11 protein-coding genes and 1 pseudogene are annotated in these 13,004 nt (G+C 72.4%); 7 read left to right on the forward strand and 5 right to left on the reverse strand.

Annotated elements, in window-relative coordinates:
• A pseudogene (locus tag ACFU99_RS03965) lies at positions 1-352 on the reverse strand (AfsR/SARP family transcriptional regulator); the annotation flags it as partial.
• A 210-nt stretch (positions 353-562) separates the two neighbouring features.
• Here ACFU99_RS03965 and ACFU99_RS03970 point away from each other — a divergent pair.
• Positions 563-1,690, forward strand: a complete 1,128-nt coding sequence (locus ACFU99_RS03970; RefSeq protein ID WP_384385342.1) for an FAD-dependent oxidoreductase — start codon at positions 563-565, stop codon at positions 1,688-1,690.
• A 29-nt stretch (positions 1,691-1,719) separates the two neighbouring features.
• Positions 1,720-3,351: an FAD-dependent oxidoreductase gene (locus ACFU99_RS03975; RefSeq protein ID WP_384385410.1), complete on the forward strand. Its 1,632-nt coding sequence runs from the start codon at positions 1,720-1,722 to the stop codon at positions 3,349-3,351.
• Positions 3,352-3,508: 157 nt separating this feature from the next.
• Here the strand turns inward: ACFU99_RS03975 and ACFU99_RS03980 are convergent, their stop codons facing one another.
• Positions 3,509-5,512: a prolyl oligopeptidase family serine peptidase gene (locus ACFU99_RS03980; protein ID WP_384385345.1), complete on the reverse strand. Its 2,004-nt coding sequence runs from the start codon at positions 5,510-5,512 to the stop codon at positions 3,509-3,511.
• 50 nt (positions 5,513-5,562) lie between these two features.
• Positions 5,563-6,870 (reverse strand): NAD(P)/FAD-dependent oxidoreductase, encoded by a 1,308-nt coding sequence (locus ACFU99_RS03985; protein WP_384385348.1) that lies wholly within the window; start codon positions 6,868-6,870, stop codon positions 5,563-5,565.
• 234 nt (positions 6,871-7,104) lie between these two features.
• Between ACFU99_RS03985 and ACFU99_RS03990 the strand changes: the two genes are divergently transcribed.
• The 4 genes from ACFU99_RS03990 to ACFU99_RS04005 all read left to right on the forward strand — a co-directional run bounded on the left by ACFU99_RS03990 (position 7,105) and on the right by ACFU99_RS04005 (position 10,008).
• Complete coding sequence (locus ACFU99_RS03990; RefSeq protein ID WP_384385351.1) at positions 7,105-8,316, forward strand: PucR family transcriptional regulator; 1,212 nt, start codon at positions 7,105-7,107, stop codon at positions 8,314-8,316.
• A gap of 180 nt (positions 8,317-8,496) precedes the next feature.
• Positions 8,497-8,667, forward strand: a complete 171-nt coding sequence (locus ACFU99_RS03995; RefSeq protein ID WP_384385354.1) for a hypothetical protein — start codon at positions 8,497-8,499, stop codon at positions 8,665-8,667.
• A complete protein-coding gene (locus ACFU99_RS04000) occupies positions 8,664-9,251 on the forward strand; it encodes an RNA polymerase sigma factor (protein WP_384385357.1) in 588 nt (195 codons plus the stop codon). Before ACFU99_RS03995 ends, ACFU99_RS04000 begins: the two co-directional genes overlap by 4 nt.
• Positions 9,232-10,008: a hypothetical protein gene (locus tag ACFU99_RS04005; protein WP_384385360.1), complete on the forward strand. Its 777-nt coding sequence runs from the start codon at positions 9,232-9,234 to the stop codon at positions 10,006-10,008. The genes ACFU99_RS04000 and ACFU99_RS04005 overlap by 20 nt, the downstream gene beginning before the upstream one ends.
• A gap of 70 nt (positions 10,009-10,078) precedes the next feature.
• On the opposite strand, the gene ACFU99_RS04010 is transcribed toward ACFU99_RS04005, so the two are convergent.
• Positions 10,079-10,753, reverse strand: a complete 675-nt coding sequence (locus ACFU99_RS04010) for a TetR/AcrR family transcriptional regulator (RefSeq protein WP_384385362.1) — start codon at positions 10,751-10,753, stop codon at positions 10,079-10,081.
• A 133-nt stretch (positions 10,754-10,886) separates the two neighbouring features.
• Here ACFU99_RS04010 and ACFU99_RS04015 point away from each other — a divergent pair, with 133 nt between their 5' ends.
• Positions 10,887-11,597 (forward strand): hypothetical protein, encoded by a 711-nt coding sequence (locus ACFU99_RS04015; RefSeq protein ID WP_384385365.1) that lies wholly within the window; start codon positions 10,887-10,889, stop codon positions 11,595-11,597.
• A gap of 517 nt (positions 11,598-12,114) precedes the next feature.
• On the opposite strand, the gene ACFU99_RS04020 is transcribed toward ACFU99_RS04015, so the two are convergent.
• Positions 12,115-12,747, reverse strand: coding sequence for a class I SAM-dependent methyltransferase (locus ACFU99_RS04020; RefSeq protein ID WP_384385368.1), 633 nt, complete (start codon positions 12,745-12,747; stop codon positions 12,115-12,117).
• Positions 12,748-13,004 lie beyond the last annotated feature (257 nt).

Here is a 13,004-nt window from a genome sequence, read left to right on the forward strand (position 1 = left end):
GCCGCTCGCGCCCGGCGGCGGCGAGCTGTTCGAACCGCAGCGCGTCCACGTCGGCAGCGGCCACCGCCAGCCCGTAGCCGCCCGCGGCCTGCGTGACGTCGTCGGCCGCGCCGAGGGCCCGGCGCAGCCGGGAGGCGAGGGCCTGGAGGGCGTGGGCGGGGTCGGCCGGGGGCGGGTCCTCGGCCCAGATCGCGTCGACCAGCACGTCCGGCTCGACCGTACGGCCGCCGGCGAGCGCCAGCCGTACGAACAGGCCCTGCAACCTCACCCCGCGAACCGGCAGGGCGGCATCTCCCCGAGACGCCTGAAAGGCGCCGAGCAGCGTGACGCGAAGCCGCGTGTCCCCGTCCATCCTCTGATCCTCGCTCGCACGGCTCGCAGACCCAAATCAGGGCGGCGGCCCGACCACCAGCCGGTCAGCCGCTGTCAGCGTGCCATGAGCCGCTGTGAGCGCCGTGTGCGTGCCGTGTGAGCGGTCCGCGTCAGTCTCTGAGCGCCCGACAACACCCGAGGCGGCCGGCCGGAACCCACCGGGCGGTCTCGATTCGGAAGGACCACTTCCATGAACAGCCCTGTCGCCATCGTCGGCGCCGGACTGGGCGGCCTCACGCTCGCCCGCGTCCTGCACATCAACGGCATCCCGGCCACCGTCTACGAGGCGGAGGCGTCCCCGACCGCTCGTCCGCAGGGCGGGCTGCTCGACATCCACGACTACAATGGTCAACCCGCTCTGCGGGCGGCGGACTTGATGGACGAGTTCCGCGGGATCGTCCTCGAAGGCCGCCAGGCGATGCGGATCCTCGACCGTGGCGGAAACGTCCTCCTCGACGAGGCGGACGACGGCACGGGCGGACGTCCCGAGGTACCCCGCGGCGAGCTGCGGCGTATCCTGCTCGAATCCCTCCCGGCCGGCGCCGTCCGGTGGGGTCACAAGGTCGGCGGGGCCCGCTCCCTCGGCGGGGGCCGCCACGAACTGGCCTTCGCGGACGGCTCCACCGTCACCACGGACCTGCTGGTCGGCGCGGACGGCGGCTGGTCGCGGGTCCGGCCGCTGCTCTCCGACGCCGTACCCGAGTACACCGGGATGTCGTTCGTCGAGACCTATCTCTTCGACGTCGGGACCCGCCATCCCGATACCGCGAACGCGGTCGGCGACGGGACGATGCTCGCGCTCGATCCGAGCGGAATGGAGATCCACGCCCACCGGGAATCGGCCGGGACGGTGCACGCCTATGTGACGCTGGCCAAGCCGCAGGACTGGTTCGCCGATATGGATTTCACCGAAACCGGCACCGACGTGACTCTCTCGCGGATCGCGGCCGAATTCGAGGGCTGGGCGCCGGAACTCACCGTACTGATCACCGAAAGCGACACGACACCGGTACTCCGCCCCCACAACGCGCTGCCGGGCGGCCACCGTTGGGACCGAATTCCGGGAGTGACCCTGCTCGGCGACGCGGCCCATCTGGGCGCTCAGGACGGAGAAGGCGCCAATTTCGCCATGCTGGACGCCGCCGAACTCGGCCAGGCCCTCGCCGCGCACCCCGATGACATCGAGGCCGCGCTCACCGCGTACGAGCAGGCGCTGTTCCCTCGCGGCGCCGCGGCCGCCGCCGAATCCGAAGCGGCGAACAACGCCACCCTCCAAGACGCGATCGACTTCTTCACCCAGGACGGACGAACCCGATGAACGACACAGGAGTTCTCATGCGTGACGCGATGGAAGACACAACGGAAGACCGAGCGGAATCAGCGGATGTGGCGATTGTGGGCGCCGGCCCGGTCGGCCTCTTCCTGGCCTGCGAACTCGGTCTCGCCGGCTGCTCCGTCCTGGTGCTCGAACAGGAGCCGGAGCCCCGTTCCGCCACGAAAACGGGCCCACTCGGCATGCGGGGCCTGTCCCCCGCGTCGGTCGAGGCGTTCTACCGCCGCGGAATGCTGAGCCCCCTGCTGACGGCCTCGGGCGTCCACCACGACCTCGTCGACGACAACCTCACGCCAGGTCTCGACGAGGTCGTCGTCGACCCCGGCCCCGCCGTGGAAGCGCCGTCGCCCCCGCGCTTCGCGGGCCACTTCGCCGGCATGATGCTCGACCCGGCCGACGTCGACATGACCGCGCTGCCCTTCCGGCTGCCCGGCCCGGCGGCGGAGGGCCTGCTGACGCACCTCGAAGCGGTCGAGGGGCTGCTGTCCGAGCGGGCGACCGCGCTCGGCGTGCGGATCAGGCGCGGCGCCGCGGTCACGGCCGTCGCCCAGGACGACGAGGGCGTGACCGTACGGGCCGGTGAGCACGAGTACGCGGCGCGCTGGCTCGTCGGCTGCGACGGCGGACGCAGCACGGTGCGGGGGCTCACGGGATTCGAATTCGTCGGCACCGAGCCGCAGTTCACCGGATATGCCATGCTCGCCGCCATCGCCGACCCCGAGAAACTGCGCCCCGGCTTCAATCTGACGCCGACGGGCATGTATCTGCGGACCTTCGCGGATGGGTACGTCGGCATGCTGGACTGCGACGGCGGCGCTTTCGACCGTTCGCAGCAGCCGACGCGCGAACATCTTCAGACGGTCCTGCGCCGGATTTCCGGCGCCGACGTGACGCTGAACGACATCCATCTCGTCTCGACTTTCACCGATCGGGCGAAGCAGACGACGGCCTATCGGCAGGGCCGCGTACTGCTGGCGGGCGACGCCGCCCATATTCACTCCCCGCTCGGCGGGCAGGGGCTCAACCTCGGTCTCGGCGACGCCATGAATCTGGGGTGGAAGCTCGCCGCGACCGTGCGGGGGCACGCGCCGGACGGGCTTCTGGACACGTACGCCCGTGAACGCCATCCGATCGGCGCGGGAGTGCTCGCCTGGTCGCGCGCCCAGGCGATGGCCATGCGACCGGACCCGCACGGTCAGGCGGTTCAAGGCGTGCTGCGCGACCTGCTCGCCACGCGTGACGGAACGACGTACGCCTTCAAGAAGACCTCGGGGTACTCCCACCGCTACGGCCTCGGGACCGACCGCCCGGACGGCGCCCGGGACGGCGGACCGGTCGACCACCACCCGCTGATCGGCCGCAACGCCCCTGACCTGCGCCTTGAGGACGGTACGCGCCTCGGCGACCTGATGCGGGACGGGCACGGAATCGCGCTGGATTTCAGCGCCGACCAATGCCTGCACGGTTCCGCGCTGGGCTGGAAGAGCCGGCTGCGGTACGTGGCCGGGTCGGCGCGCGATGACCTGGGGGCGGGCGCCGCGCTGGTCCGGCCTGACGGCGTGGTGGCCTGGGTGGGAGACGGCGGCCCCGACCGTAAGGCGTTCGAGCGGGCAGCAGGCCGTTGGTTCGGCGCCCCGGACAGCTGAGGCCCCCTCCGTGCTCAACGGGGAAAAGCCGGAAATCCCTTTTCCCGGCCACATCTCAGGAGCAACTGCGCTGACAAAGCTGATAAAGCTGATAAACAATTCAGGGCCTGTGCCGGGCATCTGGGCGGGTGTCCGGCACAGGCGGGAGCGGCGTCCGTCAGGGCCGGGCCGGCATGTGCCGTTCGAACCAGTCCACCGTGCGCGTGAGGAAGTCGGTCACCGCCGGGAAGCAGCGCACGTCGTGCCCCTCCTCCGGGTAGATCACCAGGGCCGATTCGACGCCGTTGGCCCGTAGCGCCTGGTGGAACTCGCGGGCCTGGCCGGGCGGCGTACAGCGGTCCTTCGCGCCGGCGACGACGAGACAGGGCGTCCGCGCCCGGTGGGCGTGGAAGACGGGGCTCCGGGAGAAGGCGAGCGAATCCCGCTGGGTGAGGTCGGCCTTGAGGAAGGAGTTGCCCCACTCGCCGATGTTGCTGGTCAGCGACTGGCTGTACCAGTCGGTGACGGGCGCGATCGGGACGGACGCCGCGAAGCGGGTGTCCTGGGTGACCAGCCACGCGGACATGAAGCCGCCATAGCTGCCCCCGATGAGGCCCACCCGAGCCGGGTCGACGATCCCACGCTCCACGAGGTGGTCGATGCCGGAGATCAGGTCCGCGGTGTCCGCGCCTCCCATGTCGCCGACGACGCGGCCGGCGAACTCCTGTCCCCGCCCCACGCTGCCGCGCGGGTTGGGGTTGAGCACGGCGTAACCGCGCGAGACCAGGAGCGGCACCCAGGGGTAGAGCATGGACCAGGTGTTGCGGAAGGCCCAGACCGGGCCGCCGTGGATGTTGACGACCAGCGGGAACGGCCCCTCGCCCTCCGGCGTGCACAGGACGCCCTGGATCTCCAGCCCGTCCGGCGCGAGCCAGGAGACCTCGCGGGCCGTGCCGCCCACGGACCGCAGGTACTCGGTGCCGGGGTGGGACACCGAGGCGAGGACGTCGTCCGTGCTGCCGTCGGTCAGCACCAGTTGCTGCGGGAGCTCGTACGACTCCTGGACGGTGAGCACCCGGCCGTCCGCCGTGAAGGTCCCGGCGGGGAAGAACGTGGCTCCGCCGCGGGCGAGGGCGGTGGAGTAGATCTCCCGTACGCTCCGCGTGGCGACGTCCACGACGCCGGCGACGGAGTCGAGTCCGCGCTGGCCGGTGTAGCCGAGCCGGTCCCGGTCGATCCACTGGAGGCCGGTGACGTCCGTCGCCGCGGTGTCCACGGCTCGCGTGCTCCCGGTGGCCGTGTCGATGAGCAGCAGGTCACCGGCGACGAGCCACCGGTCGCTGCATACGGCCTGCACGACCGCGGCGGTACGGCCGTCCGGCGACCCCATCGGCAGCCCGAACTGCACCTCGCTGCTGAGCAGTTCGCGGCAGCCGCCGTCGGCGATGTCGATGAGGGTGAGCACGGCCCCGTACCAGGAGTCCTCGTCCGCACCCTCGGACGTGATGGCCGTGACGTGCCCGTCGCCGCACCAGCCGGCCTCCCAGCAGTTCAGCCCCTCGGGCGAGAGCTGGTGAAGTTCGCCGGTGCCGGGGGCGTAGAGCCACAGGCTGCGCCGCCCGTCCTCGTCGCCCGTCTCCACGAGCGGCTGCCAGGACGGGGTGGCGTCGGCGCCGTCCCCGGACCCGGTGGTCTCCCCCGTGGTCACGGTCGCGGACCCTTCGCCCCCGGACAGGTCGGCCCCGAGCCCGGCCACGCCGAGCAGGACGCGCTGCCCGTCCGGGGACCAGTGCGCGTACTCGACGCTGCCGGGCACGGCGGGAGCGGCGACGGCTTCGCCGAACTGGCCGGTCCCCATCAGGTGGAGCTGGAACACCTGGGGCGTGCCGCGGTCGGAGAGGAAGGCGAGGGTGCTGCCGTCCGGGGAGAAGACGGCTCCCTGGGCGGAGGCGGGCCCCGCGGACAGCGGCTCCAGACCGCCGTTCCGGCAGGTGTAGAGGGCGGTGCGGGGGACGCCGTCGAGCTTGTCGAACACGGAGCCGGTGACGACGATGTGCCGTCCGTCGGCGGTGACGCGGGGCTCGCGCAGCGACTGCGGTGTGCCGAACGCCGGTTCGTACAGCTTCCGCAGATGGTCGTCGACCGCCGCGTAGGAAGCCGTCTTCCGGAGGTCCTTCTCCATCGCTGTCTCCTTCGTGAACTGCGGTACGGGACAGGGGCCGAGGGGAGCCCTCAGCCGAGGACCGTCCCCGTCGTGGCGGACGGGCGTCGCTTGCGCGAGAACGCGCCGAGGCCGATGTCGTGCCCGGTGTGCTCGCAGGTGTGGGTGAGCGGCCGGCGGTCGTGGTCGTGCCCGCCCTCGACGCCGTGGATCAAGGTGGACATGAGGCGTCCGACGAGCGGGGCGTTCTTGAACTGGTTGCCGCTGGTCCCGATGGCCGCGTAGAAGCCGTCGAGGCCGGTCCGGTCGTAGATCGGGGCCCAGTCGTCGGACACGTCGTACACGCCCGCCACCCCGCTCGGCCGGCCGGGCACCCGCAGGCCGGGCAGCCGCCGGGCGGCCCGCGTCACCTGGGTGCGGAACCCCGAGGCGGTGGGGACGGGGCGGCCGGCGTCGGGATCGTCCAGCCACTCCAGCGGGTCGCACTCGGGCTCGGTGCCGCCGACGAGCAGGAAGTCCCGCCCTTCGGGCCGCAGATAGACGCCGACGTCCATGTCGGCGATCACCGGGCCGACGCGTCCGCCGTCGCCGTGGTAGCCGGGCGGCGCGGCCACCTGGTGGACTTCCTGGCGCAGCGGCCGCACCCCGATGGTGAAGTCGTCGCCCACGCCCGCGAGCCGGTTGAGCTGCCCCGACCACGGTCCGGCCGCGTTGACGACGACCGGCGCCGACAGCTCCGTACCGTCGTCGAGCCGGACGCCGCGCACTCGGCCCCCTGCCCGTACCACCTCGGTGACGCGGGTGTTCCAGCGGAAGGCGGCGCCGTGCCGCCGGGCGGCGGCGGCGAGGTTGGCGGCGGCCAGCTGCGGGTCGCCCACGAACCCGCCGTCGGGCGTGTGGAGCGCGCCGAGGCGGCCGGTCGCGTCGGCGAAGAACTCCTCGTCGTCGACGGGGCGGGGCGGCCAGTACCGTCCGGGGTCCACGGCCGGCAGCCGCGCCGCGAGTTCGTCGGCTTCCCACTCCTCGTACGGGACGCCGACCGCGTCGAAGTGGCCGGTGAACAGGGCGCGCGGGGCGACGTCCACGTCGAGCAGGGCGATGCCGCAGCGGTTGTACGCGGCCAGCGGTTCGCCGGCCGGCGCTTCGAGGTGGTCGCGCCACGCCTCCCAGCAGTGCCGGGCCTCCCAGGCCGCGGTCACGCCCTCGACCGTGGAATAGGTGAAGCGCACCACCGCGCTGGAGGCGCTGGTGGAGCCGTTGCCCGCGCCGCCGAAGCGGTCCACGACCACGACGCGCAGCCCGCTGCGGGCCAGTTCGAGGGCGGTCGAGGAACCGATCACCCCGGCCCCGACGATGACGGCTTCCGCGGTGACGGACATCGCTCCACTCCTCCCGATTGCCGGACCGGACGGCAGGGATCGGCCGGACGCCGGATGGGTGCTGTGGCGCCGTCGCTCCCTACGCCCCGCACAGTACGCAGGCCGCGCGGGTGCGATCCCGCGACGCGTGTCGCACGTTCCGGAGCCGCGGCTCGCCAGTTGTCGCACCCGCGCGCCCCGGCCCGCCGCACCCCCGTCTACGGCGTCGACGGGGCCGACCAGCAAAATGTGGGCGTGGCAACGGATCTGCAACAGGTGATCGACGCGCTGGCCGCACGGCTGGAGCGGTCGGTGGCGGTGGACGACCGGCGGCTCCGGCTCCTGGCGCACAGCGCGCATCGCGGCGAGGCCGACGCGGCGCGCGTCGGATCCATCATGAACCGGAGCGTTCCGGCGGAGCTGTTCGAGCACGTGACCGCTCAGGGCGCGCCCCGCGCCACCGGCATGTTCACGGTCGCCGCGCGCCCGGAGATCGGTATGGGGGTGGTGCGTTTCGGCATGCCGATCCGGTACGACGACACGCTGCTCGGCTACGTGTGGCTGACCGCCAACGAGGGCCCGGCGGGGCGCCGGGAGGCCGATGCCCTGCGGGGAGCGGCCCGGCAGGCCGGGCTGATCCTCCACCGGGAGCATCTGCGCGGCGAGATGTCGCGGAGCCGCGAGCGGGAGCTCGTACGCGACCTCGTGTCCCCGGACCCGGTGCTCAGGGCCGAGGCGGCCCGGACGCTGGTGGAGGAGGAGCTCGCCGCGGCGGACGGCGGGGGCGTCGTCGCGGTCGTCGCCACCGTGGGCGACGGTTCCGAGCCGCTGCGGGAGGACCAGCGGCTCGCCCTGGACCTCGCCGTGGAGCATGCCCGCCGCCGGCTTCCCCCGGCGCACGCCCTCTCCCTGACCCGTCCGGACCACGCGCTGCTGTTCACCGTCCGCCCGGACGCGGGCGAGGAGGAGGCCGAACGCGGCGCGGAGGAGTTGGCGGGCACGCTGTACGAGCGGCTGCGCGCCGAACTCCCCGCGGCCCCGCCGGTCGCCTGCCGGACCGGCGTCGGCCGGGCCCGCCGCCGGCTGTCGGAGGCGGGCGCGACGTATGCGGAGGCCCGGCAGGCGGCGGAGGTGGCACGGGCCACGGGGAGCGGCGCGCCGGTCACCGCGTACGCGCGCCTGGGCACGTACGCGCTCCTGGCGAAGCTGTCCCCCGCGGACCTGGCCGAGAGCATGCACCCGGGAATCCGCGGTCTCGTCCCCGAACTCGCGCAGACCCTGCGCGTCTACCTCGACGAGGCCTGCGACGCCCCCCGCGCCGCCGCCCGCCTGCATATCCACCGCTCGACCCTGTACAACCGCCTGCACCGGGCGGAGGAGCTGACCGGCCTCTCCCTCTCGCGCGGCGAGGACCGCTTGACGGCGCATCTGAGCCTGCGGATCGCGCAGTTGCACAAGGCACGGTGACGGGGCGCGCACCGCAGCCGATCATGCGCGTAACCGGCGAGTAGCACTCCGTAAGATTTTAGGGTCATCCGATGCACGGCAGTGGGTCGGCGAACGCTATTGGTGTCAGAGGGCTCATAAGCCCTTCGGTGCTGAACGGAGAGGCACCGCCGGTGACAACTGGAGGGGACTCCAAGGTCCGTGAATGTTCATCTCGTGTGCGACTGGGCCGTGGCCTTGGCCGCGGTGCGCGTGATCGGTGCTGATGTACGGATGCTGCTGCGACGGCTCGCCGCCGTCTCGGTACGGGCGGGCGCCAGTGAGCTGGCCCGCGCCGAGGACCGTGCCCACAGCGGCAGGGGGCTGCGGTGAGCGGCGACGACCCTGACGGCTACGCGGGCCGGCGCCCCGGCGTGGTCGCGCTTCCCGGCCTGCCGACCGACTTCCAAGCGTTCCACCAGCTCTACCGCGGCGCCTACGTCCGCTGGGCGGAGCTGCACCTGGGCTCCCGGCACGACGCCGAGGAAGCCGTCGACCAGGCCTTCGAGCAGCTGTGCGTCCAGTGGCCGCTCGTGCTCAGGCAGCCGGTGGCCGAGGCGTACGCGTGGAAGGTGGTCAAGCACCGCGCCATCGACTTCGCGCGCGCCCGCGGCCGCCGCCCGGTCGTCGTCGACTTCGCCGCGTTCGAGACCCACACCCTGCACACCGTCGTCGACCCGATCGGCGCGCTCGAAGACTCCCTGGCGCTGTACCAGGCCATCCGCGCCCTTCCCGAGCGGCAGCGCGACGTCATGCTGCTCCGCTACAGCCTCGACTACAGCACCGCGGAGACCGCCCGCACCCTCGGGATCACCGAGGCCGGGGTCCGCTCCACCGTCCGGTACGCCCGGCGCAGGCTCCGCCAGGAACTGGGGCTGCTGGAGGAAGGAGACGACGATGCCCGCCTCGAAGGGTGACCAGGCGCTGACCGCGCAACTGGCCACGGCGCGCCTGCGGTCCGCTCCGTACACGGCGCAGGAGGTCGCGGCCGGTGAGGCGCGGGTGGCCGCGCGCCTGGCCGACCGGCTGCTGCGCGGCGCGCTGTCCTTCGACGACGCCCTGCGGCCCGTGGCCCGGCTGGAGGAGGCGTTCGGCCGGCCCGCGCGCGGCAGCGAACGGGAGCGGGCCGAGGAGCGGCAGATGCGGGAGGCCGCCGAGGACCTGCGGCGGCTGTGCCGGCTGGTGGTCGGCCAGCCCGAGGCGCTGCATCAGATGACCATGTTCATCGGGGCCGCCCGGTTACCGGAACCGGCCGGCGCCAGGGTGCTGGCCTGTGTCCTGCAACTGGCCGGGCGGGAGGACAGCGCCCGCTTCTGGTGGCAGTACGCGGCCGGCGCCGGCGACACCTCCGCCTCGTACTGCCTCTTCCTCCACCACATGGCGCTGGCCGAGGTGAGCGAGGCCGCCTGGTGGCACGCCCAGGCCGACGCGGACCGGGCCGACCCCGACCGCACGGGATACCGCTGGTCCGACGTGGCCGACGCGTACGACACCGTCGTCACCTGGGGCATCGACCTGGAGGTCGTCATAGCCGACCACCCGGACCCCACCCCCACCGCCACCGAAGCCGTCGTCTGCTACGTCACCAACGCCGTCGAATACGTCGAGGAAGTAGACCTCCCCCTCCCCACCCCCGGCTTCGCCGAAAGAATCGAGGAACTGACCACCACCTGATACCTGACGCGGCCTCACCCGCCACCCGCCCCCTGCTCACCGGGGAAGCAGCCGCCGCGGAGGCCGGGGGTCAGCGCCTCGCGTAGGCCCGGATGAAGGCGTGCACCCCGTCGACCATGAACTGGCGGGTCCGATCCGGATCGGCGTGGGCGGGGACCGGCTGCCGTTCGGAGGCCAGCAGGACGGTCAGCGCGAAGAAGTGGGTGGCGGCCACGCGCGGGTCGTCCGCGTCCAGGAGCCCCGCGTCGGCGAAGCGGGCGACGCGTTCCGTGAACGCTTCCTCGATCTCCGCCGTCGCGATGTCGTCCGCGGTCAGCGGCGTCCGCAGACGCTCCTGTGCGACGAGGGCGAACCCGGCGGCGTACTCGGCGGAGCCGACGACCGTGGTGCCGAGGTCGATCGCCAGAGCGGTGAGCGCCTCTTCCAGCTGTGCGACCGTCGCGATCCGCTGGTCCGCCGGGAGGTGCTCGTTGAGCGCCCGGCGCGCGGTGGCCGCCAGCGACTGGGACACCGCGGTGAGGATGGCCACGAAAAGGCTTCTCTTGTCGCCGAAGTAGTCGTACACGGTGCGTTTGGACACCCCGGCCCGGGCCGCGATGGCGTCCATGCTGGCGCGGTCCACGCCTTGGCTCACGAACAGATCACGGGCTGCGCGGAGGATTGCCGTCCGCTTCTCGGTCGACCCTTCGCGCAGCGTCTTCTCCGTACCCGCGCCCGTACCCGCGTTCGCCGTGGTAGCGCTCATTCGTACCTCCCGGTGAAGCCTACACGGAGCGGTGCAGGTAGCGCACTACACCGTGCAGTTTACTAACTGTACTACACGGTGTAGCTTCACGGGCGGGGACCCGCCTCGGCCCCGCCACGAGAGAGGAATTCCCGTGCCTTACGCACCTGCCCTGGTCGGCAACCTCGCCGCTTCCGCCCTCGGGCGGCCGACTCAGGTGCTCGGCGTCCACGAACCCGCCCCCGGCTTCATCGAGCTGGAGATGCATGCCGCGGCGCCGCCCGGCGGCTGGCGCCCCGGCCAGGAGTTCCAGGTCCGCGCCACGCCCACCCAGGGCCGCCGCTACTCGGTACGGACCGTGGGCGGCCCCGACTCCGAGCACATCACCGCGCTCGCCGCCACCGAGGCCGACGGCCCCGGCACCGCCTGGCTGCGCCTCCTGCGCACCGGCAGCCGGACCACCGTGCTGGCCGGGCGGCACCGGCCGCTGCGCGAGAGCGGGACCCGGCGCCTCTACCTCGGCGACGGCTGCGCCCTCGGCACCCTCGACGCGTACGCCCGTCACAGCGACGCCCCGATCGTCGCCGTCGAGGTACCGGCCGACGCCGTCGCGCCGCTCGCCGACCGCTGGCCCGACTACCACTTCCTGCCCGCCTCCGAAACACCGGGCGTCGCACTCCAGTCATGGCTCGAACGGGCCATCAGCGAAGGCGAGTTCACGGCTGCCGGCCTCGACGGCGCACTGCTCCTGGGGCACGCCCAGTCCATCCAGCGCCAACGGCGCGCGCTCACCGACAGCCGGACCCTGACGCGCCAGGCCATCACCACCAAGCCGTACTGGGCCACCGGAAAGACAGGGCTCTGACCGAAGACCGAAGCGGCCCGCGCGGGGTCCGCGGCGGTGTAGAAGAAGCCGGTGCTGTCGGGCGTCCACCGCGGGACGACCAGCGGGCCGTGGGCGCGGTGCGGAATGTCGTCGGGGAGGCGGTCCCCGGAGTCGGTGTCGTAGAGGCGGATCTCGCCGAGTTCGCCGCTCGCCCCGTCACCGTGCGGTCAGGGAAATCGTGGCCACACATCCGCTATAGCCGAAACCGGAGCTGTCGCGGCCCATTCGCCCACCACCCGAGTCGGTGGCAGGAGAATCAGAGAAGGCGAATAAGGAATCCGGCGAGAATATCCGGGGTCCCACTCGCGGCGACGAGAAATGCGATCCGGCCGAGCCGATACGGAAGCAGCTCGCTCACCCAGGGTGGGATCACAGCGCATAGAGGCGGGCTTCGCCGGCCAGACCCATTCCCCCCGTACCGCCCGGCGTCTTCTGAGACGTACGCCTTTGTCAATCACGCGTCCCGCTCACCGAGACGGCGCGCGGCGCAGCGCCTTCAGAGAGCGGGGTATGCCGAAGAGGAATCAGGCGCCGAGCGGCCGCGGAGTACGGCGTGCCGCGCCTGCCAGGTGGCCCAGCGGCTGCCGAACGGTGCGTAGTCGATCTCCAGGACGGTGAAGTGGGGTTCGGCGAGGGCGAGGAAGGTCTCTTCGGCCATGCGGGAAGGGCCTCGGGCCACGCAGCGTTCCGCCTCCACGGTGACGGCGCTCGCGCCGACGTGCACCCAGAGACCTCCCGGCAGGCAGGCCCGCGCCAGCGCCGCGACGAGGCGACGACGGTCCGCCATCCGCGGTACGGCGTGCAGTACGCCCCGTTCCAACACCACCGGAAACCGGCCGAGCGGCGGCGGTTCGCGCATGACGTCGGCCGTCGCGAACCGGACGGCCAGCGTCTCTGGCGTACGGGCACGGGCCAGCTCGATCGCCCGCGCCGCGTAGTCGCACCCGGTGACCTGGTAGCCGCGCTCGGCGAGCCAACGCGAGGTCGTGCCCAGCCCGCAGCCCACATCGAGCACTTCGGCGGGCGGCGGCGCGTGCCGGGCGAGCAGGCGCGCGAGGAGCGCGGTGGGCGGCTCGTCCCACACCGGCTCCCCGAACCGATAGGTCAGGTTCCACTCTCGTGCCGTCATGGGCTCCATGTCCCGTGACTTTCTCATCGCGGCATATTCTTCCCGTTCTTCCCGGCAGTCGAGGCCGAGGCTCCATGCCTTCATCACACGGAACCGGAATGGGTGCTACGGGAAAGCATATTGCCTTTCCCGTCGGTTCCCCGTACATCCATGACCGCTTCCGGCAACATCATGGAATCGATCTCCGATCGCGTCGCACATCAGTGGCTCCCTTGGAGTTGTGCAGCCAGTTGGCTGGAACTACCGTATACGGCAGC

Source organism: Streptomyces sp. NPDC057654 (genome assembly GCF_042800135.1).
Taxonomy (GTDB): domain Bacteria; phylum Actinomycetota; class Actinomycetes; order Streptomycetales; family Streptomycetaceae; genus Streptomyces.

Coding starts and splice junctions, on each gene's coding strand:
- ACFU99_RS03970 (WP_384385342.1), top strand. CDS start 563: ATGAACAGCCCTGTCGCCATCGTCGGCGCCGGACTGGGCGGCCTCACG.
- ACFU99_RS03975 (WP_384385410.1), top strand. CDS start 1,720: ATGGAAGACACAACGGAAGACCGAGCGGAATCAGCGGATGTGGCGATT.
- ACFU99_RS03980 (WP_384385345.1), bottom strand. CDS start 5,512: ATGGAGAAGGACCTCCGGAAGACGGCTTCCTACGCGGCGGTCGACGAC.
- ACFU99_RS03985 (WP_384385348.1), bottom strand. CDS start 6,870: ATGTCCGTCACCGCGGAAGCCGTCATCGTCGGGGCCGGGGTGATCGGT.
- ACFU99_RS04005 (WP_384385360.1), top strand. CDS start 9,232: ATGCCCGCCTCGAAGGGTGACCAGGCGCTGACCGCGCAACTGGCCACG.
- ACFU99_RS04010 (WP_384385362.1), bottom strand. CDS start 10,753: ATGAGCGCTACCACGGCGAACGCGGGTACGGGCGCGGGTACGGAGAAG.
- ACFU99_RS04020 (WP_384385368.1), bottom strand. CDS start 12,747: ATGACGGCACGAGAGTGGAACCTGACCTATCGGTTCGGGGAGCCGGTG.